This window comes from Dactylosporangium sucinum (assembly GCF_014647515.1).
Lineage (GTDB): Bacteria > Actinomycetota > Actinomycetes > Mycobacteriales > Micromonosporaceae > Dactylosporangium > Dactylosporangium sucinum.
Genome location: NZ_BMPI01000026.1, coordinates 39,853 through 60,842, shown reverse-complemented (window position 1 = coordinate 60,842; position 20,990 = coordinate 39,853). Strand labels below are relative to the sequence as shown.

Annotated in this window: 22 protein-coding genes; 11 read left to right on the top strand and 11 right to left on the bottom strand. The window is 72.7% G+C overall.

Annotated features, from left to right (window positions below; translation table 11 throughout):
- Window positions 1–315, top strand: a 315-nt coding sequence (locus IEZ31_RS25630) for a hypothetical protein (RefSeq protein ID WP_190252519.1), incomplete at its 5' end; no start/stop codon positions are given.
- Between the two features lie 52 nt (window positions 316–367).
- Here the strand turns inward: IEZ31_RS25630 and IEZ31_RS25625 are convergent.
- Window positions 368–1,300, bottom strand: coding sequence for a helix-turn-helix domain-containing protein (locus IEZ31_RS25625; RefSeq protein WP_229835837.1), 933 nt, complete (start codon window positions 1,298–1,300; stop codon window positions 368–370).
- A gap of 67 nt (window positions 1,301–1,367) precedes the next feature.
- Here IEZ31_RS25625 and IEZ31_RS25620 point away from each other — a divergent pair, with 67 nt between their 5' ends.
- Both IEZ31_RS25620 and IEZ31_RS25615 read left to right on the top strand, forming a co-directional pair.
- Window positions 1,368–2,195 (top strand): isocitrate lyase/PEP mutase family protein, encoded by an 828-nt coding sequence (locus tag IEZ31_RS25620; RefSeq protein WP_190252517.1) that lies wholly within the window; start codon window positions 1,368–1,370, stop codon window positions 2,193–2,195.
- Between the two features lie 120 nt (window positions 2,196–2,315).
- On the top strand, window positions 2,316–2,747 hold the full coding sequence (locus IEZ31_RS25615) for a hypothetical protein (protein WP_190252516.1): 432 nt from the start codon (window positions 2,316–2,318) through the stop codon (window positions 2,745–2,747).
- Between the two features lie 7 nt (window positions 2,748–2,754).
- Here the strand turns inward: IEZ31_RS25615 and IEZ31_RS25610 are convergent, their stop codons facing one another.
- Both IEZ31_RS25610 and IEZ31_RS25605 read right to left on the bottom strand, forming a co-directional pair.
- Window positions 2,755–3,342, bottom strand: a complete 588-nt coding sequence (locus IEZ31_RS25610) for a hypothetical protein (RefSeq protein ID WP_190252515.1) — start codon at window positions 3,340–3,342, stop codon at window positions 2,755–2,757.
- An 18-nt stretch (window positions 3,343–3,360) separates the two neighbouring features.
- The gene (locus IEZ31_RS25605; RefSeq protein WP_190252514.1) at window positions 3,361–3,783 is read right to left on the bottom strand and encodes a winged helix-turn-helix transcriptional regulator; all 423 of its coding nucleotides are present in this window, start codon (window positions 3,781–3,783) and stop codon (window positions 3,361–3,363) included.
- Window positions 3,784–3,859: 76 nt separating this feature from the next.
- Here IEZ31_RS25605 and IEZ31_RS25600 point away from each other — a divergent pair, with 76 nt between their 5' ends.
- Window positions 3,860–4,621: an NAD(P)H-binding protein gene (locus IEZ31_RS25600; RefSeq protein ID WP_190252513.1), complete on the top strand. Its 762-nt coding sequence runs from the start codon at window positions 3,860–3,862 to the stop codon at window positions 4,619–4,621.
- Window positions 4,622–4,660: 39 nt separating this feature from the next.
- On the opposite strand, the gene IEZ31_RS25595 is transcribed toward IEZ31_RS25600, so the two are convergent.
- Window positions 4,661–5,470, bottom strand: coding sequence for an SDR family NAD(P)-dependent oxidoreductase (locus tag IEZ31_RS25595; protein WP_308429441.1), 810 nt, complete (start codon window positions 5,468–5,470; stop codon window positions 4,661–4,663).
- Window positions 5,395–5,883: a beta-class carbonic anhydrase gene (locus IEZ31_RS25590; RefSeq protein ID WP_190252512.1), complete on the bottom strand. Its 489-nt coding sequence runs from the start codon at window positions 5,881–5,883 to the stop codon at window positions 5,395–5,397. Before IEZ31_RS25590 ends, IEZ31_RS25595 begins: the two co-directional genes overlap by 76 nt.
- Window positions 5,884–5,974: 91 nt before the next feature.
- Between IEZ31_RS25590 and IEZ31_RS25585 the strand changes: the two genes are divergently transcribed.
- Window positions 5,975–7,096: a geranylgeranyl reductase family protein gene (locus IEZ31_RS25585; RefSeq protein ID WP_190252599.1), complete on the top strand. Its 1,122-nt coding sequence runs from the start codon at window positions 5,975–5,977 to the stop codon at window positions 7,094–7,096.
- Window positions 7,093–7,542, top strand: coding sequence for a YdeI/OmpD-associated family protein (locus IEZ31_RS25580; RefSeq protein WP_190252511.1), 450 nt, complete (start codon window positions 7,093–7,095; stop codon window positions 7,540–7,542). The genes IEZ31_RS25585 and IEZ31_RS25580 overlap by 4 nt, the downstream gene beginning before the upstream one ends.
- Here the strand turns inward: IEZ31_RS25580 and IEZ31_RS25575 are convergent.
- The 5 genes from IEZ31_RS25575 to IEZ31_RS25555 all read right to left on the bottom strand — a co-directional run bounded on the left by IEZ31_RS25575 (window position 7,510) and on the right by IEZ31_RS25555 (window position 14,618).
- The gene (locus IEZ31_RS25575; protein ID WP_190252510.1) at window positions 7,510–8,157 is read right to left on the bottom strand and encodes a pentapeptide repeat-containing protein; all 648 of its coding nucleotides are present in this window, start codon (window positions 8,155–8,157) and stop codon (window positions 7,510–7,512) included. The genes IEZ31_RS25580 and IEZ31_RS25575 overlap by 33 nt on opposite strands.
- Before the next feature lie 19 nt (window positions 8,158–8,176).
- On the bottom strand, window positions 8,177–8,917 hold the full coding sequence (locus IEZ31_RS25570; protein WP_190252509.1) for an SRPBCC family protein: 741 nt from the start codon (window positions 8,915–8,917) through the stop codon (window positions 8,177–8,179).
- Window positions 8,914–9,522 carry an ArsR/SmtB family transcription factor gene (locus IEZ31_RS25565; RefSeq protein WP_190252508.1) on the bottom strand — a complete coding sequence of 203 codons (609 nt, stop codon included), beginning with the start codon at window positions 9,520–9,522 and terminating at the stop codon, window positions 8,914–8,916. The genes IEZ31_RS25570 and IEZ31_RS25565 overlap by 4 nt, the downstream gene beginning before the upstream one ends.
- A gap of 266 nt (window positions 9,523–9,788) precedes the next feature.
- Window positions 9,789–12,452, bottom strand: a complete 2,664-nt coding sequence (locus IEZ31_RS25560) for a pectate lyase-like domain-containing protein (RefSeq protein WP_373294686.1) — start codon at window positions 12,450–12,452, stop codon at window positions 9,789–9,791.
- An 873-nt stretch (window positions 12,453–13,325) separates the two neighbouring features.
- Window positions 13,326–14,618 carry an ROK family transcriptional regulator gene (locus IEZ31_RS25555; RefSeq protein WP_229835836.1) on the bottom strand — a complete coding sequence of 431 codons (1,293 nt, stop codon included), beginning with the start codon at window positions 14,616–14,618 and terminating at the stop codon, window positions 13,326–13,328.
- Between the two features lie 72 nt (window positions 14,619–14,690).
- Between IEZ31_RS25555 and IEZ31_RS25550 the strand changes: the two genes are divergently transcribed.
- The 5 genes from IEZ31_RS25550 (at window position 14,691) to IEZ31_RS25530 (ending at window position 19,715) form a co-directional block, all read left to right on the top strand.
- Complete coding sequence (locus tag IEZ31_RS25550) at window positions 14,691–15,977, top strand: ABC transporter substrate-binding protein (protein ID WP_190252507.1); 1,287 nt, start codon at window positions 14,691–14,693, stop codon at window positions 15,975–15,977.
- 4 nt (window positions 15,978–15,981) lie between these two features.
- Entirely contained in the window at window positions 15,982–16,986 is a 1,005-nt protein-coding gene (locus tag IEZ31_RS25545; protein ID WP_190252506.1) for a carbohydrate ABC transporter permease, read from the top strand.
- Window positions 16,979–17,818, top strand: a complete 840-nt coding sequence (locus IEZ31_RS25540; RefSeq protein WP_190252505.1) for a carbohydrate ABC transporter permease — start codon at window positions 16,979–16,981, stop codon at window positions 17,816–17,818. The genes IEZ31_RS25545 and IEZ31_RS25540 overlap by 8 nt, the downstream gene beginning before the upstream one ends.
- A 25-nt stretch (window positions 17,819–17,843) precedes the next feature.
- Complete coding sequence (locus IEZ31_RS25535; RefSeq protein ID WP_190252504.1) at window positions 17,844–19,202, top strand: GH1 family beta-glucosidase; 1,359 nt, start codon at window positions 17,844–17,846, stop codon at window positions 19,200–19,202.
- 69 nt (window positions 19,203–19,271) lie between these two features.
- Window positions 19,272–19,715, top strand: coding sequence for a DUF5709 domain-containing protein (locus tag IEZ31_RS25530; RefSeq protein WP_190252503.1), 444 nt, complete (start codon window positions 19,272–19,274; stop codon window positions 19,713–19,715).
- On the opposite strand, the gene IEZ31_RS25525 is transcribed toward IEZ31_RS25530, so the two are convergent.
- Window positions 19,604–20,938: an APC family permease gene (locus IEZ31_RS25525; protein ID WP_229835835.1), complete on the bottom strand. Its 1,335-nt coding sequence runs from the start codon at window positions 20,936–20,938 to the stop codon at window positions 19,604–19,606. The two genes, IEZ31_RS25530 and IEZ31_RS25525, sit on opposite strands and share 112 nt — an antisense overlap.
- Window positions 20,939–20,990 lie beyond the last annotated feature (52 nt).

Below are 20,990 nucleotides of genomic sequence, written 5' to 3'. Positions count from 1 at the left end.
GAGTCGGACTACGACAGCAACTTCAACGTCTACGAGCAGGACACCGAGTCGGCCGAGTCGACCGACTTCCAGCAGGGCCGCTCCGTCGAGTTCGACGGCGCGGACGGCTCGCACTACGCGGAGCAGGAGTTCACGAACTACAGCAACGACCAGTACGACTCGAACCACGTCTTCGCGGCCGAGGGCTCGGAGTCCTCGCACCAGGCCGAGTTCGCTCAGCTCGACGCCCTGCGCGAGGAGTTCGACAGCAAGTTCGCCGAGGGCACCGTCATCGAGGGTGGCAACCCCGCTGCGGAGCTCGGCCCGGCCAACTGAAACCTGATGTGGTGACGTCCGGAACGCCAGAGCGACGGCGCCGGTCGGCGGATCAGCCCCGCCGGTCGGCGCCGTCGTGCGTGTGGCCGCCGGCGCTGCTGTCCAGCAGCGCCTCGGCCACCGCGGTCCGCACGTTGAGCACCGTCCGGCCGGCCCGGTGCGCCCGCACCAGCCCGGCCGCCCGCAGCGCCCCGAGGTGCTGCGACACGCCCCCGGCGGTGAGCCCGGTCCGCTCGGCCAGCGCCGACGTCGACGCCGGCGCGGCCAGCTCGACGAGCAGCCGGGCGCGGGCCCGGCCGAGCACCGACGCGAGCGCGGCGGGCGCCGGCGGCGGCGCCTCCCACAGCGCGCCCACGCCCCGCGGCGGGTAGGCCAGCTGCGCCGCCGGCCCGAACACCGTGAGCACCGAGGGCCACACGAAGACGGACGGCACCAGCACCAGGTCGCCGCCCTCCGGCACGTCCGCCGCCGTGCACCAGCGGTGCAGCACCGACAGCGTGTCCCCCGCCCAGCTCACCTGCGCGTGCAGGTCGTTGAGCAGCCCGCCGACGCCGTCCGCGGCCAGCGCGCGGGCCCGCGCGAAGACCTCCGCCTCCAGCAGCCCGCGGATCCGCGGCCAGTCCGGGCCGAGCGCGACCGCGAAATACGCCCGGATCTCGTCCACCAGCCCCGGCAGGTCCACCGGCGGCCCCTCGGCGGCGACCACCTCGGGCGGGGTCGCGGCGAGCAGCGCCAGCTCGTCCTCCAGCTCCGGGGCGAAGCCGGGCGGGACGGGCGTCAGATAGTCCGGGACGTACCGCGGGCCCGGCGGCACCAGCGACCACAGCCGCTCGAAGCGCAGCCCCCGGTGCCGGCGCGCCCAGGGCAGGTGGATCGCGTGCGCCCCGGGGTCGCGCAGCACCCGCACGCTCGCCACGGTCTCCCACAGCGGCGACACCGCGAAGCGGATCCGGGCGACCGCGCCGGCCGACAGTCCGATCGACACCACCCCGACAATTTAGCCCTGGCTGAAACGTTGGGCGGCCCCGCGCCGGGCCGCAACACTGAACCGCATGACCGACCAGCAGACGCGCGCCGCCCGGTTCCGGGCCCTGCACACCGCCGCCGCCCCCCTCGTGCTCGCCAACGCCTGGGACGCCGCCTCGGCCCGCATCGTCGCCGCAACCGGCGCGAAGGCCGTCGCGACCACCTCCGCCGGGGTCGCGTGGACGCTCGGCGCGCCCGACGGCGACGCGCTGTCGCGGGAGGCGATGCTCGAGCACCTCGCGCGGGTGGTGGCCGCGGTGCCGGACGGCGTCCCGGTCACCGCCGACGTCGAGACCGGGTTCGGCGCGACCCCGGACGAGGTCGCCGTCACGGTCCGCGGCGTGCTCGCGGCCGGCGCCGTCGGGGTGAACCTGGAGGACACCGTCCGCGCCGGTGGCGCGCGGCTGCGCGACATCCCCGAGCAGGCCGAGCGGATCGCCGCCGCGCGGGCCGCCGCCGGGGCCGCGGGCGTGGACCTCTACATCAACGCGCGCGTCGACACCTACCTGCGCGGCGGCGGTACCGTCGAATCCACCGCGGAACGGGCCGCGGCATTCCTGGCGGCGGGCGCCACCGGCGTCTTCGTCCCCGGGGTAGCCGATCCGGAGACGATCGCCGCCCTGGTCGCGGCGATCCCCGCCCCGCTCAACGTGCTCGCCCAGCCCGGCACCCCGCCCGTGGCCGAGCTGGCCCGGCTCGGGGTCGCGCGGGTCAGCCTCGGCTCGTGGGTCGCCGAGGCCGCCTACACGGTGGCCCGCCGCGCCGCCGAGGAGGCCCAGGGCGAGGGCACCTTCACCGCCCTCGCCGGGGCGATCGGCTACGGCGAGCTCAACGCCATGATGTCGAACGGCTGAGCGGGCCGGGACGCCGGCGACCGCGCACCGGCCGATCGGACCGGTCGCCGACCTGGCCGACCGGACGGACCTGGCGAGCGGCGGCTGACAGGCATGGATGGGCCGGTCACAATGCAGGGTGTGACCCTGCCCATCCCGTTCAGCGGCTCCCCCGCGTACAGCGGACCGGACATCCAGATCGGTGACGTCCGGGTCGACGGCGTGGCGATCTACACCCCCATCGGCGTGTTCCCGGTCCAGGGCAGCCGGTGGATGGTGGTGTCGCAGCCGATCCCGATGACCACGACCGCGGGCTGGGGCATCGCCCTCGCCGTCATCTTCTGCGTCCTCGGCGTCGTCATGGCCCCGTTCACCTGCGGCCTGAGCCTCTTCATGCTGCTCGGCCTGCTGTTCCTGACGGCCAAGTCGCACACGATGTCGGGGCCGCTCATCGTGTCGATCCAGTCGGGGCCGTACCACTACATGGCCCAGGAGATCGTCTACTCCCCGCTGCACGCGGCCGAGGCCCTGCAGCGGGTCAACTTCGCGCAGGCCCTCGCCACCCGCTGGTGACGGCGCCTCAGCCGGTGCCGTAGGCGTCGTAGCCGGCCAGCAGGTGGGCCCGCGTGCCGACCAGGTGCGGCTCGATGTCGCCGACGCGGGTCAGGCTCACCTCGGCCGGGGTCAGCCCGGACACCCGCAGCAGCAGCCCCGGCACCTCGTCGAGGGTGGCCAGCCAGCCGGTGCCGAGGTCGCGGCCCAGCCCGTGCGCCGGCCAGTGGTCGAACCGCTTCGGGATGCCGTCGACGGCGATGCCGACCCGCTGCGGGGCCGGGGTCGAGGCCGCCCGCAGCCGCCGCTCGACGTCGCGGTGGTCCTGCGGCGCCTCGTCCGCGGCCGCCATGCGCACGTCGATGAGCAGCGGCATCGGCGGGCCGGCGGTGGTGACCACCTCGATCCACGCGCCGCCCGCGACCGCGTCGCCGAACAGCAGCCCGGCGTGCACGAGCCGGTCGTCCTCCCAGCCCCACGCACCGATCCGGCACGGCCCGGTCCGGCCGGCCGGGCCCCACAGCGGCAGCGTGCTCGCGTTCGCCCGGATGCGGTTGGCCTGCTGGTCGATGAGCGCGGTGAACTCGAGGCGGTTGAGTCGGCCCCCGTATCGCATGGGTTCGATCGTGCCGCATCAGCCACCCGCGCGAACCGGTCCGCTGCCCTCGGCGGAACCCCCGTCGTACGCCGCCCGCGACGCGAGGACCGACTCCTGGTGGCGCACCGACCAGTGCAGCAGTCCGGTCAGCGGCCCGGTCAGCTCCTCCCCCACGGCCGTCAGCGCGTACTCGACCCGCGGGGGCACGCTCGCGTACACCGTCCGCGTGACGAGACCGTCACGCTCCAGCGCGCGCAGGGTGTGCGTGAGCATCCGCTGGCTGATGCCCTCGGCCGCCTTGCGCAGCTCGGTGAAGCGCAACGGCCCGCGGCGCAGCAGCACGACGACGATGACGGTCCACCGGTCCCCGATCCGGTCGAGCGTGTCGCGCAGCGGGCAGATGGTCTTCATCGTCTCGGTCACGGTCGCCCCGGGCGGCAGCAGCAGTTCCAGATCCATTGGTACCTCCCGTGTGCCTGAGGCAGTCCGAAGTGCCTTCTTCCGCCGGTCGGGATGCTCGCCGACGATGATCGTCGTGAGCAATCGATTTCCAGTCGTGGCGGTGACGGGCGCGGCCGGCGCGCTCGGCGGCGCCGTCCTCCGCCACCTGTCGGGCCGCGCGGCGCTGGTCGCCGTGACCCGCCGCCCCGATGCGGTGGCCGCGGCGCAGGTCCGGCACGCCGACTTCGACGACATCGGCCCGGCCGCGTTCGCGGGCGTCGACGCGGCCCTCGTCGTGAGCACCGACCACCGCGACAACGCCCGCCGGATCGCCCAGCACCGCGCGGCGATCGACGCTGCGGTGGCGGCCGGGGTGCGGCACGTGGTGTACACGTCGCTGATCGGCTGCGACGGCCCGCCGGACCTGCTCAACGCCGCCCACCGCGAGACCGAGGCCCACCTGCGCGCGACGGGCGTGCCGTGGACCGCGCTGCGCAACAACCTGTACACGGAGGGCCTGGAAACCGCCCGGGCCGCCGCCGCGGCGACGGGCCGCCACGTGACGAACGCGGGCAGCGGCGCGGTCTCCTACGTGGACCGCGATCACTGCGCGGCGGTCGCGGCAGGGGTACTGCTGGGCGCCCCCGCCGGCGTCGTGGCGGTCAAGGGCGAGGTGGCGCTGGACGCCGCGGCCCTGGCGGCCCGCTTCGCGGCGCAGCTGGGCCGCCCCGTCGAGCCGGTGCTCCTCGACGACGACGCCTACCGCGCCCACCTCCTGGCCGGCGGCGCCCCGCCGGGGCTGGCCGAGGCGCTGGTCCTGCTCGGCCGGGCGATCCGCGCGGGCGGCTACGCCTGACGCTCCGGGCGCCGGCCCGACGCCGGGGTGCCGCGGCGGCTACGCCCGACGCTCCTCGGGGTCGGCGCCGCGGGCGGCGCGGCCGCCGTCGACGGGCAGGACGGCGCCGGTGACGAACGACGCCTGCTCCGAGAGCAGGTACGCGACCGCGGCGGCCACCTCCTGCGCCGTGCCGGTGCGGCCGAGGGGGTGCAGCCGGCGCAGTTCGGCGGCCGCCGCCGGCCGGCGTTCGAGGTACTCGATGGATCTCTCGGTATCGATCGAACCCAATGCCACGGCATTGACCCGGATGCCGGCCGGACCGTAGTCGACCGCCAACGCCCGCGTGAGGCCCTCCAGGGCGGCCTTCGCCGTCGCGTACGGCAGGGCGCCCCGCACCGCCCGCTGCGCCTGGTGCGACGACACGTTGACGATCGCGCCGCCCGCCCCGGCGGCCAGGAACCGGCGGACCGCGGCGGCCGAGCCGGCGACGGCGGGCGCGAGGTTCGCGGTGACCAGGCCGAGCAGCGCCGGGGCGGCCGTCTCGTGCAGCCAGGCGTCGCGGAACACGGCGGCGTTGTTCACCCACCCGGCGAGGGGCGCCGCGCGCTCGGCCAGGTCGGCGGCCCGCTCGGCCACGGCGTCGTCCCCCGCGTCGCCGATCACCGCGTCCGGCCAGTCCGCCGCCGTGTCGAGCACCACGACGAACGCGGCCGGGTCGGCCGCCAGCCGCTCGGCGATCGCGCGGCCGATGCCGCGGCCACCGCCGGTGACGACGTACGAGCGGGCGGGCGTCAGACCACCTCTTCGATCTTGGCCGTGGCGACGTCGAAGATGAACCCGCGAACGTCCTCGCGATGCGGCAGCCACGTGCACTCGCGCACGGTGCGGATCGACGAGCGCATCGTGTCGTGCAGGTCGACGAAGCCCGGCACGTCCCAGCCCGGCGTGCGGCCGCTCTCGGCGGTCAGCTCGGCCCGGAACTCCGGGTCGTCGAAGCCCTCCATGCCGCACTCGGTGTGGTGGAGGATCACGATCTCGCGGGTGCCGAGCTTGCGCTGGCTGATCGCGAGTGAGCGCAGGACCTCCTCGGTCGGCAGCCCGCCCGCGTTACGGATGAGGTGGGCGTCACCGATCTCCAGCCCCAGCGCGCCGAACAGGTCGAGCCGCGAGTCCATGCACGCGACCACGGCGAGCCGCAACTTCGGCCGCAGCGGCCGGGGCCCCGGGAACGACTCGGTGTACCGCTCGTTCGCGTGGATGAGGTGGTCGATCACGGACATAGTCGAAGTGAAGCAGATCCTTCACCCGAACGGTTGATGTCCGCGTCACAGGAGGCCAAAGTCACCTGCCGACTAGTCTCTCCACGTGACGGTGGACGAATGGGACGTGGCGGTCGTGGGTGGGGGGCCGGCGGGGCTCTCCGCCGCCTACGAGGCCGCCAGGCGCGGGGCGCGGACGGTGGTGCTGGAGAAGGCCGTGCATCCGCGGTACAAGACCTGCGGAGGGGGATTGATCGGCTTCACCGTCGCCGCGGTGAGTGACCGGATCGCCATCCCGGCCAGTGACCGTATCGATCGGTGTGAGTTCACGCACGACGGGCGGCGCGGGTTCACCCGGGCCGTGCGGCGCGCGCCGCTGCTGCAGATGGTGCAGCGGCCGCAGTTCGACGACGCGCTCCGGCTCGCGGCCGAGAAGGCGGGCGCCACGGTACTGCAGGCGACCGCCGCCCGCGCCGTCGAGCAGGACGACGCGGGCGTGCGCATCCGGCTCGCGGACGGCGGCGCCGTCGGCGCCGGCGTGGTCGTGGGCGCCGACGGCTCCTCGGGCATCACGGCACGGCACGTGGGCGTGGCGTACGACCAGGTGGACCTGGGGCTGGAGGTCGAGCTGCCGGTCGGCCCGGCCGAGCAGGAGCGCTGGCGGGGCCGGCTGCTCATCGACTGGGGGCCGCTGCCGGGCTCGTACGCGTGGGTGTTCCCGAAGGGCGACGTGCTGACCGTCGGCGTGATCTCGGCCCGCGGCGACGGCGAGCGCACCAAGGCGTACCTGCGCGCGTTCGTGGACCGCCTCGGGCTCGGCGGGATCGAGCCGATCCACGACTCCGGGCACCTGACCCGGTGCCGTACCGAAGCGTCGCCACTGCGCAAGGGCCGCGTGATCGTCGCCGGGGACGCGGGCGGCCTGCTCGAGCCGTGGACCCGCGAGGGGATCAGCTTCGCGGTGCGCTCGGGCGCCCTGGCGGGGGCCGCGGCCGCGGACGGCGACCTCGACGGGTACGTGCGCGACGTGGAGGCGCAGCTCGTCCCGGCGATGCGGGCCGGGCGGCGGCTGCTGGCGACGTTCTCCCGCCGGCCGGGGCTGTTCCACGCGATGCTGCGCACGCCGCCGGGCTGGCGCATGTTCGAGCGGTTCTGCCGGGGCGAGACGTCGTTCGAGCACACGGTCGAACGGCTGCCCGTCCGCACCGCGCTGCGACTACTGTCGTCGGCATGAGGTTTCGCACGACGCTGTTCCTGGGCGGGAAGACGGCCACGGGGATGCGCGTGCCGGCCGAGGTCGTGGCGTCGCTCGGCAGCGGCAGGAAGCCGAAGGTCACGGTGACCGTCAACGGATACACCTATCGCAGCACCGTGGCCGTCTACGGCGGCGAGTTCATGCTGCCGGTCTCGGCCGAGGTGCGCGCCGGCGCCGGGCTCGCGGCCGGCGACGAGGTCGACGTCGACCTGGAGCTGGACACCGCGCCGCGGGCGGTCGAGGTGCCGGCCGACCTGGCGGCGGCACTGGACGCCGCGCCGGGCGCGCACCGTCGCTTCACCGAGCTGTCGTACTCGAACCAGCGCCGGCACGTGCTGTCGGTCGAGGGCGCCAGGACGGCCGAGACGCGGCAGCGCCGGGTCGCCAAGGTGCTACTTGACCTCGATCCCGAGGGCGGCGGCTAGGACGGGGGCGAGCTCCAGCAGCTGCCGCTCGTCGACGATCGCCCCGCGCAGCGCGTCGGCGCCGTCGGCGACGTCGAGCTCCCGCGCGCCGCGGAAGTCGACCTTCTTGAGCTTGACGCCGGAGAACCGGGCCCGCTTGACGGCGCTGCCCGCGAACGTGACGTTGGTGAGGGTGGCGCCGGCGCAGTCGAGCTCGTTCAGCTCGCACCCGTCGAACTCGACGTCGACGAGCGTGGCGCCGCGCAGGTTCAGGCTGTCGATCTTGCAGCGCTGGAAGACGACCCGGCGCAGCCGGCTGCCGTAGGCCTGGACCCCGGCGAGCACGCTGTCGAGCACTGACACGTCGAGCCACTCGGTCTCGGCGGCCTTCACCCCGACCCAGCGGTTGCGGCTGACCCACACGTCGTTGAACCGGCAGTGGTCGAGGTTGCCCTCGGTGAACGTGACGCCCTCGAACGCCGACTCGATGAACCGCGCGTGCGCGGCGTCGACGCCACCGAGGTCCACCCCGTCGAGGTGGACCTCGGTGTAGTTGGCGTCCGGCTCCAGCGGCTCGGCGTGCGCCTGCAGGTACGCGGCGTACGCCAGCTCGTCGATCTTCTGCACAGCCCCCACGGGGCCACGCTACCGCGTCTCAGGCGTAGGCCGCCGCCAGCCAGGCGGTCCAGGTCTGCTCGGCCTCGGCCGGGTCGACGTCGGCGAACACGTGGTGGCCGGTGAGGACGAACCCCTCGCGGCCGACGAAGCGCAGCAGCGCGTCGTCGGTGCGGATGCCGAGGAAGCTGGGCTCCACCACGACGTCGACGACCCCGTCGACCTGGCGGCCGGCGACCGTGAGGCTCGCCGGGTCGCCCTCGCGGACGTCCTTGGCCAGGCCCGTCGCCGCCGTGATGCCGGCCCACACCGCGTCCGCGTCGGCCTGCTGCGGGCCGAACGCCGTGACCGGGACGGCGGTGCGGCCGGGGAAGTGCTTGAGGTAGTCGGCGAGGGTGCGCAGGTAGAGCGGGTTGCCGTTCTTCAGCGCGTCGAACTGGCCCTCCCAGTCGCCGGTGAGGATGCCGCTGTGCACGAAGCGCAGCGCGGTGGCGGCGCCGTCGCGGCCCTCGATGAGGTACTCGAACGCCATGAACGAGCCGTCCTCGGCGACCGGGGTCTCGTAGCGGAACCGGCGGCCGGGCTCCCACGCCGTGACCGTCGAGGTGCCGGTGTACCCGGGCATCTCCATCGAGGCGGCGCCGCCCTCGCGGGGCTCGACCTGGTTGCGGCCCATGAACCAGGAGTCGATGCCCGGTCCGGTGGCGATCGCGTCCCAGACCTGGTCGGGGGTCGCTTCGAGGGTGATGTCGTGGGTCAGTTCGAACTCGTGGCCGGTCATGACGGGATCTCCTTCGTAAGGCTCGGATTCGTAAGGCTCGGGTGGATGGCGATGACGACGCGGTGCTCCCGGCCGCCCGGGGCGCGCTCGTCGTGGTATCGGCTGACCAGTGCGCCGACCGCGGCGGTGAGCTCCTGGACGAACTCGGCGCGGTCGGCCGCGGACGCGAACCGGACGGTGCCGTCGAGCGCGAACGTGGCCACCGGTCTCCCGGCCCGCTCGGCGCCGGTGATGAGCTGGCCGACCTCCCGGACCAGCCGGGCCGCGAGCGCGAGCAGCCAGCGCGCGGACAGTTTGTCGGGCGATCGCGACGGATCCGGTTGTACCGCGGACAGCGCGACCGGCGAGATGACGTAGGACGACGCCATGGCCCGCAGGACCCGCTCGGTGACGTTGCCCTTGCGGCGCTCCTCGACCAGCTCGACCAGGCCGTGCTGCTCCAGGGTCTTGAGGTGGTAGTTCACCTTCTGCCGGGGCAGGCCGACGATCGCCGCGAGGCTCGTCGCCGAGTGCGGCTCGGCGAGCAGCGCCAGCAGCCTCGCCCGGATCGGGTCGAGCGCCACCTCGGCCGCGGCGGCCTCCTCGATGACTCCCACTTCGAACATGCCTCGACTCTAGGCACCGACGATTCTTATTGTCAAGACAAAAAAAGTTGTCGGCGACGGATGGCGGTCGCCCGGCTGCGGCTCACCCAGCCCGAGCATGATCGTGGGAAACATCCGGTTGCCGGGGCAGCCAGCTGTTTCCCACGATCATGGGGCAACGCCATCGCCGCCCGCCGGCATGACCGGCTGTCCACCGGACAGCCGGCGAGCCGGAAGACCCGGGCGGGAGGTCTTCCGGCTCGACGGGTGTTACCGGGAGGGTGGACCTACGGCCCGCTGGTGACGTACACGATCTGGTTCGCCGTGTTCGCCGGGCCGGCCGTGTTGTTGATGACGTGGTTGATCGTGCCGACGCCGCCGAGCGAGACGCTGACCATGTTGTGGAACTGGATGCCGGCCTTCACCGGTACCTCGAACGACCGCTCGCCGACCACGGCGGTGTTGACGTTGAAGTAGCAGTAGCTGCCCAGGCCCCAGGCCTCGTGCGTGGTCACCGCGTCGGCCACCTTGTAGGCGGCGTACCCGCGGGTCGCGCCGTTCATCCAGGCGGCCTGGTTCGGCGGGTCGTACGGCATCTCGTTCTGGAAGAAGTAGGTGCGTCCGCCGTTGCCGTTCCAGATCACCTGGTACTTCTGGTAATGCTCGACGAACAGGCCCTCCATCGTCACGTTGTTGCCGTTGACGACCATGCCGGTGTCGGCCGGGTTCACCGTCCAGCCGACGGTGCCGGCGTTGCCGTGGTCGGCGCGCCAGATCCACATGTGGTCGCCGATCACGTTGTTGCTGTTGACCTGGAGGCTGACCGTCGCCTTGCCGGCGATGTACCCGCCGACGCGGAAGAACACGTCGTGCAGCGACGTCGGGTTGGCGGCGTGGCTGGCCGACGAGCCGGCCGGGCCGACCTCGACGAGCGTGGGCGAGTTGGTGGTGCCGGCGTCGACCAGGATGCCGGCGAGCTTCACGCCGTCGACGTCCGCGACCCGGATCGCGGTGATGCCGTTGTCCGGGATGAGCGTGGCGAGGCCGAGCCCGAGCACGACCGTGTTGGGGTTGTTGACCTGCAGGGTCTGGTTCAGGTGGTACACGCCGGGCGTGATCAGCAGGTGCCGGCCGGCGGCGAGGGCCGCGTTGATCTGGGCCGCGGTGGCCCCGGGCCGCACGACGTAGAACTGGTCGAGCGAGATCGACTGGCCCTGCGGGGTCTTGTTGTACCAGCTCGTGCCGGACGAGTTGGTCTGCAGCGCCGGGACGAAGACGCGGTACGTGCCGGTGCCGTCGATGTACAGGAACGGCTTCTCACGGGAGACCGGCGTGGTGGCGATGACGGTGTGCGACGGGTTCGGGAAGTTGTTCGGCGGCGCGCCGGTCACGCCCTGGAACACCATGTTCCAGACCGAGCCGGTCCAGCTGCCGAACTCGCTGTTCCTGCTGTACCACTGCTGCTGCGAACCCGACACGACCTGGCCGTCGACCTTGGTGTCGGCCATCAGGCCGCCGCTGGACCAGCCGTCGCCGCCGTTCCACAGCTGGATCTGGTTGTTGGCGCCCTTGAGGTGCATGCGGCGGTACGGCACCGCCTGGGCCACGGCCCAGCGCTCGACCTGGACGCCGTTGCCCGTGCCGGGCAGGGTCACCGACAGGTTCTCGGCGCCGCGCCAGAAGTTCTGCGTCGCGTTGCCGCCGAACCAGGTCGCCTCGACCCGCACGTGGCCGTTGAGGTTCACGTCGTCGGGCGACATGCCCAGGCCGTGGACGGTCGTGTAGAACCCGAGGTTGACGTCCTGCGTGTAGGTGCCCGGCTTGTACAGCACCGCGTAGCGGTTGGTGCCGAACTGGTTGGTCTCCTGCTGGGTGAAGATCTGGTTGAGCTTCGTCTGCGCCGCCGCGGCCTGCGACGGGTCGTAGACGAAGACGTTCGGGCCGAAGTTGGGGTTCTTCGGGTCGGTCGGCTCGACCGGGCCGCTGCTCGTGGGCGGGCTGCTGCTGGTCGGCGGCGTGTTGTCGCGCACGTACACCTCGAACTCCCACAGCGAGTCACCCCACTGGGTCGCCCGTGCGGTGGCGTACACGCGCACATAGCGTCCCGTGCCGGTGACATCGATCGTCTGGGTACCGCCGGTGCCGGTGGTCGTCGAGTAGACGTTGGTGAAGGCGGCGTTGTCGTTCGACGTCTGGATCTGGAAGGCGCTCGCGTACGCGGCCTCCCAGCGCAGGACCACCCGGCAGATCGCGTACGACGCGCCGAGGTCCACGGTGATCCACTGCGGGTCGCTCGCGGCGCTGGACCAGCGGGTCCCGGTGTTGCCGTCGACGGCCGCGGAGGCCGGCGTCCCGGCGTTCTCGGTGGAGGAGGCGGTCACCGGGCGGTTGATCGCGCGGTTGACCGGCCCGCAGGTGCCCGACGGCGGGTTGGTCGGCCCGAGCTCGCCGAAGACCTGGAACTCCCACAGCGAGTACCCGTACGCGGTGAGGTTGCGCTGCGTGCCGTACACGCGCACGTAGCGGCCGGAGCCGCTGACGTTGAGCGTCTGCACGCCGCCCGCGCCCGTCGTGGTGGAGTAGACGTCGGTCCAGGTGGTGCCGTTGCCGGAGACCTGGATCTGGAAGGCCTTGGCCGACGCCGCCTCCCAGTTGAGGACGACCTGGGTGAGGTTGGCCGTCTGACCCAGGTCGACCTGGATCCACTGGGGGTCGCTGAAGGCACTCGACCACCGGGTGCCGGTGTTGCCGTCGGTCGCGGCGGTGGCGGGGGTGCCGGCGTTCTCGGCCGAGGAGGCGGTCGTGGGCTTACCTTGGGACAGCAGCGTCGGCGCGGCGCTGGCGTTGGGCAGCGCCACGGCGACCACGCCGACGGAGAGCATCAGGGTGGCGGCGCCGCCGAGGAGCCAGCGCCGGAGCGTGGGATAGCGCGACAAACGCGGAAATTTCATGATCCTGCCTGTCAGTCGGGGGACCTGGCGGGGATTCCCGTACCGGGTGGGGTTGGCGGTTCCCGGTCGTGCTGCGCAGCGAGCATGAGAGAGCGCTCTCTCAGGTAGACGAGTGTTACGCCGCCGTCACCCGCCCGTCAAGACATCAATCAATTACGACGTAATTTATCCCGGATGCCCGATGCGAGGGAGATCGCTCTCCCAGACCGCCGCCCCGACGACCGCCCGGGACCGAGCGACCAACGCCAGCAACCACCCACCACGCAACCGCGACCCCCACCGCACCACGCAGCCCCCCGCCGCACCCCGCCGCGCCGCGTCCCGCACGCCGCCACACCCCGCAGCGTCCCGCACGCACCCCGCACGCACCCCGCACGCCGCCGCACCCCACAGCGTCCCCCACGCACCCCGCACGCCGCCGCACCCGCACCTCGCACGCCCGCCGCACCGCGCGCCCCACCCCATCGCACCGCGCCCAAGCAGCATGCCCATGATCAATGGAGAGGAATGGCTGCCCGGACAGCCAAACGACTCCATGGATCACGCCGGCGAGCACCCAACCCTGGCCACGTTTCGACGTTGGTCGATCCACCCTCAAGTCGATCGCGAAAGGCGCGGGTAGATCGACCAACGTCTCCAAAAGAGCCGGATGCACGCCCGCCGCACCGCGCGCCCCACCCCATCGCACCGCGCCCAAGCAGCATGCCCATGATCCATGGAGAGGAATGGCTGCCCGGACAGCCAAACGGCTCCATGGATCACGCCGGCGAGCACCCAACCCGGGTCACGTTTCGACGTTGGTCGATCAACCCTCAAGTCGATCTCGGAACGTGAGGGTAGATCGACCAACGTCTACGAGGGAGCGCGGCGGGGTCAGGGCACCGGGCGGGCGCCGCCCTCCTGGAGCAGCCTCGCCACCGGCAGCGTCGCCGCCCCCAGCGCCACGGCGTCCACCCCCAGCTGACCGAGCTCGATCCGCGCCTGCTCGAACGGCTGCCGCAACGCGTGCCGCGACGCCGACTCGCGGATCAGCGGCAGCAGCGGACCCAGCGTCATCGAAGCCCAGCCGCCCAGCACGACCCGCTCCGGGTTGAACAGGTTGATCAGGTTCGCCACGCCGGCGCCCAGGTAGCCGGCCGTCTCGTCCAGCACCGCCCGGGCCGGGCCGGCACCCTCCGCGGCCGCGGCGACGAGGGCGGTGAGCCGCGACTCCTCGTCGTCGCCGGGAGCCGGGCGGCCGCGCCGGGCGGTGCGGTAGCGGTCCAGGATGCCCTCGGCGCCGACGTACGCCTCCAGGCAGCCGCGCGAGCCGCACCGGCACGGGCGCCCGCCGTAGACCAGCGTCGTGTGCCCCCACTCCCCCGCGCTGCTCGACGCGCCGCGGTAGGTCGCGCCGTTCGTCACCACGGCGGCGCCGACGCCCGAGCCGACCAGGGCGAACACCGCGTGCCGGCTGCCCCGCCCGGCGCCGAACCACATCTCGGCCTGGCCGAGCGTCTTCGCACCGTTGTCGATGTAGAGCGGCAGGTCGGTGACCTCGCGCAGCAGCGCGCCGAGGGGGACGCCGTCCCAGCCGAGCGTCTGGGCGTACACCTGCAGGGCCGGGCCCTGCTGGACGATGCCCGAGACGCCGACCCCGACGCCGAGCACGTCCGGGTACGGCGACGTGACGGTGCGCAGGCCGGCGGCGATGTGCCGCACGACCGTCGCCGGCGACGCGCTGGACGGGTCGATCGGGTGGTCGACCGAGGCCAGCTGGCTCATCGCGAGGTCGAACAGCTCGACCCGCACCCGGGTCTCGCCGACGTCGACGCCGGCGACGACCCCGTAGCGGGGCGCGACCCGCAGCATCATGCTCGGGCGGCCGCCGTCGGACTCCAGGGCGCCGGCCTCGACCACGAGGCCGTCGTCGATGAGGTCGCCGACCACGTTGCTCACCGCGGGCTGGCTCAGGCCGGTGCTGCGGGACAGGTCCTGGCGGGTCAGCGGCCCGTCGAGGAACAGCTTCGTGAGCAGGGCGGACCGGTTCTGCTGCCGCACGCTGCGGTTGGTCGCCCGCTCCACTTCCACGCCGAGTTCCCGCCAGTTCCCCGTCTTCGATGCCTGCGCGCCACTGTAGAGCCCGCCCTTGACGCGCTCCGCGACGTCCCACTTTAATGGCGACATTAATTAAGTCTCGATGGAAACGCGGCCACACCCCCACCGCCGCACCGAAAGCGCACCAGAAGGCAGACGAGCGTGCCCACCCGCCGACAACTCGCCGCGCTCGCCGGAGCCGCCCTCCTCGCGGGCTGCGGCTACCTGCGCACCGAGTCCGACGGACGGACGATCACCTACTGGGCGAGCAACCAGGGCAGCAGCCTGGAGTTCGACAAGCAGACCCTGCAGCCGGAGCTGGACAAGTTCGAGCAGCGCACCGGCATCCACGTCCGGTTCGAGGTGGTGCCCTGGTCCGACCTGCTCAACCGGCTGCTCGCCGCGGCCACCTCGGGCAAGGGCCCTGACGTGGTGAACATCGGCAACACCTGGTCGGCCTCGCTGCAGGCGACGAACGCCCTCGTCTCGTTCGACGACGCCGCCATGGCGCGCATCGGCGGGCGGGAGCGGTTCGTGCCGGCCGCGCTCGCCGCCGCCGGGGCGCCCGGCAAGCCGCCGACCGCGGTGCCGCTGTACTCGCTGTCGTACGCGCTCTACTACAACAAGCAGATGTTCGCCGACGCCGGCGTCACCCGGCCGCCGGCCACCTGGGAGGACCTGGTCGCGGTCGGCAAGCGGCTGACGAAGGACAGGCAGTGGGGGCTGGCGATCGAGGGCGCCAACCCGTCGGAGAACGCGCACCACGCCTTCACCTTCAGCCAGCAGTACGGCGGGGAATGGTTCGACGACACCGGGAAGCCCACGTTCGACACGGACGCCAACGTCCGGGCGATCAAGCGGTACGTCGATCTCATGGCGGTCGACAAGATCGTCAATCCCAGCAACGCCGAGTACGCCAAGAACGAGTCGCAGTCCGACTTCGCCAACCGCAAGGCCGCGATGCTGCTCTGGCAGGCGGCCGGGTCGGCGTTCCGCGCGCAGGGCATGAGCCCGGAGGAGTACGGCGTCGCGCCGGTGCCGTTCCTCGCCCAGCCGCCGCCCGGCGCCCGCCGGGTCAACAGCATGGTCGCCGGCATCAACATCGCCGTCTTCCGGCGCAGCCAGAACCTCGACGGCGCCCTGCAGTTCGTGAAGTTCATGACCAGCGACGAGGAGCAGGTGATCCTGAACCGGACGTACGGGTCGCTGCCGTCGGTGCAGGCGGCCGCCGCCGACCCGGCGTTCCAGGCGCCGGAGCAGAAGGTGCTCGCCGACGTGCTCAACGCGACGGCCGCACCGCTGCCGCAGGTGCCGGCCGAGAGCCAGTTCGAGACGCTCGTCGGCAGCGCGATGAAGGAGCTGTTCGCGGCCGCGGCCAACGACAAGCCGGTCACCGAAGCGATCATCCGGACCCGGCTGCGGGCGGCCGAGCAGCGGATGCGGGGCTGAGCCGATGACGACCTACACGAGCACTCGCAGCCGCCGACCGGCGCACGCCAACTGGGACGTCCGGCCACACGTCGCGCCGAGGAAGCGGCGCCGCCGGAGGTTGCGCAAGCACCTGCCCTATCTCCTCCTGGCGCCCGCGGTACTGCTGGAGATCGGCATCCACGTCGTGCCCATGCTCGTCGGCGTCTGGATGAGCCTGCTGGAGCTGACGCAGTTCCACATCCAGGACTGGTCGACGGCGCCGTTCGTCGGCCTCGCGAACTACACGGCGACGCTCAACCTCGACACCGAGGCCGGCCGGGCACTGTTCCACTCGTTCTGGCTCACCGTGCTGTACACCACCCTGTCGGTCGGGCTGTCCTGGCTGTTCGGGATGTCGGCGGCGGTGTTCCTGCAGCGGCCGTTCCGCGGCCGGGCGCTGCTGCGCACGCTGTTCCTGACCCCGTACGCGCTGCCCGTCTACGCCGCGGTCATCACCTGGGGCTTCCTGTTCCAGCGCGACACGGGGCTGGTCAACCACGTGCTCGTCGACCAGCTCGGGCTGGCCGGCGGCGCGGGCGGCGACCGGCCGTTCTGGCTGATCGGCGAGAACAGCTTCCTCGCGCTGCTGACGGTGTCGGTGTGGCGCACCTGGCCGTTCGCGTTCCTGTGCATCACGGCCGGCCTGCAGAACGTGCCGAGCGAGATGTACGAGGCGGCGGCGATCGACGGCGCCGGCTTCTGGTGGCGGCTGCGCTCGGTGACCCTGCCCGCCCTGCGCCCGATCAACCAGGTCCTGCTGCTGGTGCTGTTCCTGTGGACGTTCAACGACTTCAACACGCCGTACGTGCTGTTCGGCCGGTCGGCGCCGCCGGAGGCCGACCTCATCTCGATCCACATCTACGACAGCTCGTTCAGTACCTGGGACTTCGGCACCGGCTCGGCGATGTCCGTGGCCCTGCTGCTGTTCCTGCTGCTGGTCACGGCCGCGTACCTCGTCATCACGAACCGCCGGAGGCACCATGCGTGAGGGGAGGGTGGAGCGGCTGTTCCGGTGGCTCGTGCTGTCGTTGCTGGCGCTGTTCGTGCTGGTCCCGCTGTACGTCATGGTCAGCTCGGCGCTGAAGCCGCTGCAGGACGTGCAGGACGACTTCACCTGGATCCCGACGGCGCCGACGTTCCAGGCGTTCGTGGACATGTGGAGCACGGTGCCGCTCGGCCGGTACCTGCTCAACAGCATCGCCGTGGCCGGCATCGCCGCGGTGTTCTCGGTGGCGATCGCGGTGTTCGCCGCGTTCGCGGTCAGCCGCTACCGGTTCCGCGGCCGGGGGCTGTTCTCGGTCGCGGTGCTGTCGACGCAGATGTTCCCCGGCATCCTGTTCCTGCTGCCGCTGTTCCTCATCTACGTCAACCTCAGCACGACCGTGGGGCTCGAGCTGTACCAGACGCGCCTCGGACTGATCATCACGTACCTGACGTTCTCGCTGCCGTTCTCGATCTGGATGCTCGTGGGGTACTTCGACTCGATCCCCCGCGGGCTGGACGAGGCGGCCCAGGTCGACGGGGCCGGCCCGATGCGTACGCTGTTCAAGGTCATCCTGCCGACCGCGGTCCCCGGCATCGTCGCCGTGACCGTGTACGCGTTCATGACGGCCTGGGGCGAGGTGTTGTTCGCGTCGATCATGACCGACGAGCACAGCCGCACGCTCGCGGTCGGCCTGCAGAACTACTCCACGCAGTTCCAGGTGTACTGGAACCAGGTGATGGCCGCGTCCCTGGTGGTGAGCGTGCCGGTGGTCGCCGGCTTCCTCGCCCTGCAGCGGTACTTTGTGGCCGGCCTGACCGCCGGCGCCGTCAAGTAGCAGCAACACAGAGGAGAACCGTCCCGTGCTGGATCTGTCCGCCCTTCCGCCCAGCTTCATCTGGGGCGCCGCCACCGCGGCCTACCAGATCGAGGGCGCCGCCGCCGAGGACGGCCGGAAGCCGTCCATCTGGGACACCTTCTCCCGCATCCCGGGCGCCGTCGACAACGGCGACACGGGCGACGTCGCCTGCGACCACTACCACCGCTGGCCGGAGGACGTCGCCCTGATGCGGCGGCTCAACCTCGACGCGTACCGCTTCTCGGTGGCCTGGCCGCGGATCTTCCCCGACGGCGTCGGCCAGCTCAACCAGGCCGGGCTCGACTTCTACGACCGCCTCGTCGACGCGTTGCTGGCCGAGGGGATCCGCCCGTTCGTCACGTTGTACCACTGGGACCTGCCGCAGGCGTTGCAGGACGCCGGCGGCTGGCCGAACCGCGCCACCGCCGAGGCGTTCGCCGACTACGCCTCGGTGGTGGCCGGCCGGCTCGGCGACCGGGTTGCCGACTGGAACACCGTGAACGAGCCGCTGTGCGTGTCCTGGATCGGGCACCTGGAGGGCCGGATGGCCCCGGGTGAGCGCGACCTCACCCGCGCCGTGCACACCTCGCACCACGTGCTGCTCGGCCACGGCCTGGCCAACCAGGCGATCCACGCCTCGGCCCAGCTGCCGGCGAACGTCGGCATCGTGCTGAACCTGAGCCCGATCGAGCCGGGCACCGACCGGCCCGAGGACGTCGCCGCCGCGACCCGCGCCGACGGGCACGTCAACCGCTGGTGGCTGGACCCGGTCCACGGCCGCGGCTACCCGGCCGACATGGTCGAGTGCTACGGCGTGGAGCCGCCGGTCCGCCCGGGCGACCTGGAGATCATCGCCGCGCCGACCGAGTTCCTCGGCATCAACTACTACTTCCGCCAGGTCGTCGTCGACGACCCGGCCGGCCAGGCGCCGTTCGCCCGGCAGATCCCGGTGCCCGGCTCGGTCGAGACGGCGATGCCGTGGGAGGTGTACGCCAAGGGCCTGGAGGACATCCTGGTCTCGGTGGCCAAGACGTACGGGCCGCGCAGCATCCTCGTCACCGAGAACGGCTCGGCCTGGGACGACACGGTCGAGCCGACGGGCGACGTGCAGGACAAGGAGCGCACCGACTACCTGGAGCAGCACCTGGAGGCGGTCCGCAACGCGGTGCTGCGGGGCGCGCCGGTCGACGGCTACTTCGCCTGGTCGCTGCTGGACAACTTCGAGTGGGCGTACGGCTACGACAAGCGGTTCGGCCTCGTCCGGGTCGACTACGGGACCCAGGAGCGCACGATCAAGGCGAGCGGGCACCGGTACGCCGACGTCATCACCACACACAAGCGGTCCCGCGATTCGGTGATCTAGGCTCAAGTCGGGCGCTGACGGGGTATGTACTCCGTCAGCGCCACGACCGGAGACACCGAGGAGAAGCGCATGACGCAGGAGACCGACAGCTGGGACCCGGATCCCGACGACGAGGGCCAGCTGTCCGCCCAGGACACCCTGTCCGACCGGGGCCTCGACGACGCGCTCGACGAGGGGTACTCGCCGCCGGAGAGGCCGCGCGGGCTCAACGCGTTCGGCGTCACCCAGGCGGAGGCCCAGCAGGGCGAGTCGCTCGACCGGCGGATCGCCCAGGAGGAGCCCGACCCGGTGTCCCGGCTCGACCAGGACGACTTCGGCAACACGACGGAGTCCGGCGAGTTCTTCGACGCCGACGAGGTCGGCGACCGGCGGGCCGGCCGCCTCGTGGCGCCCGACGGGGGCTACGGCGAGGACGACGAGAAGGACGAGATCGGCTCGGACGTCGGCATCGACGGCGGCGCGGCCTCGGCCGAGGAAGCCGCCATGCACATCGTCGACGACCGCAGCCTCTGAGTCCGGCGCCGCGCGGCGGCCTGCTGGTAGAGCAGCGCGGCCGCCGCGACGACGGCGCTCCACAGCACGTACCGGCCGCTGACGGCGAGCAGCCCGAGCGTCGAGAGCAGGGCGAAGCCGGCGACCCGGCGGGCCCACGACCCGCGCGGGAGCAGCCGCACGGCCGCGGCCGTGCCCAGCACGTACACGACGACGAACGAGCCGGTCGTGAGCAGCAGCAGCGGGCGGGGGCCGAGCCCGGTTCCGGCCGCGAGGGCGAGCGTGGCCCCGGCGAGCAGCGCGACGACGGCCAGGCTGCGCCGCGGCACCTGCCCGGCGCCGGCGCCCTTGGCCAGCCAGCCCGGCAGCGCGCCGTCGCGGGCGAGGGCGGCGCCGAGCTTGGCGGCGCCGGCGAAGTACGCGTTCATCGCCCCGGCGGTGAGCAGCAGCGCCACGACCGCGGTCACCACCCGGCTGCCCGGCCCGAGGCGCAGCGCCAGCAGGTCGGCCAGCGGCGCCTCGGAGGGTGTCGTGAGCACGAGCTGGCTGGTGGCGGCGACCGCGAGGTACAGCGCGCCGACCACGCCGACGGCGATCCAGGCGGCGCGGGGCACGTCCCGGGCCGGGTCGCGGTAGTCGGCGGCGAGGGAGGTGACCGCCTCCCAGCCGGCGAAGCCCCAGACGAGCACCGCGACCGCCGGCCCGATGGCGGCCCAGCCGTGTGGCGCGAACGGGGTGAGGTTGTCCCAGCGGGCCGACGGCAGCGCGGCGGCCGTGGCCGCGACGAGCAGGGCGACGAGCACGGCGGCCAGGACGAGCTGGACCCGGCCGGAGAGCCGCACGCCCCCGAGGTTCGCCGCCGCGACCAGCACGACGAGCGCGCCGGCGGTGAGCAGCGTCGTGCGGTACCCCCCGCCGGCCACCGCCGTCACGTACGCCCCGCCGAACGTGGCCGCGGGCAGCGCGCCGACCGGCACCGCGAAGAAGAACGTCCAGCCGACGACCGCGGCCGCCCGCGCGCCGAACGCCCGCGCCACGTAGGTCGCCACCCCGCCGGCGTCCGGGTAGCGGGCGCCGAGCGCGGCGAAGGTCAGCGCGAGCGGGGCGGACAGCACGATGAGCGCGAGCCAGGCCAGCAGCGACGCCGGGCCGGCGACCTGCGCGGCGAGCGCCGGCAGGGCGATCACCCCGGTGCCCAGCACCGCGCCGATGTTCAGCGCGGCGCCCTGTTTGACGGTCAGCACACCGATCACGCTAGGTTGGGGTTTGGCCGTCCAGAAGCGCCAATCCAGGCCA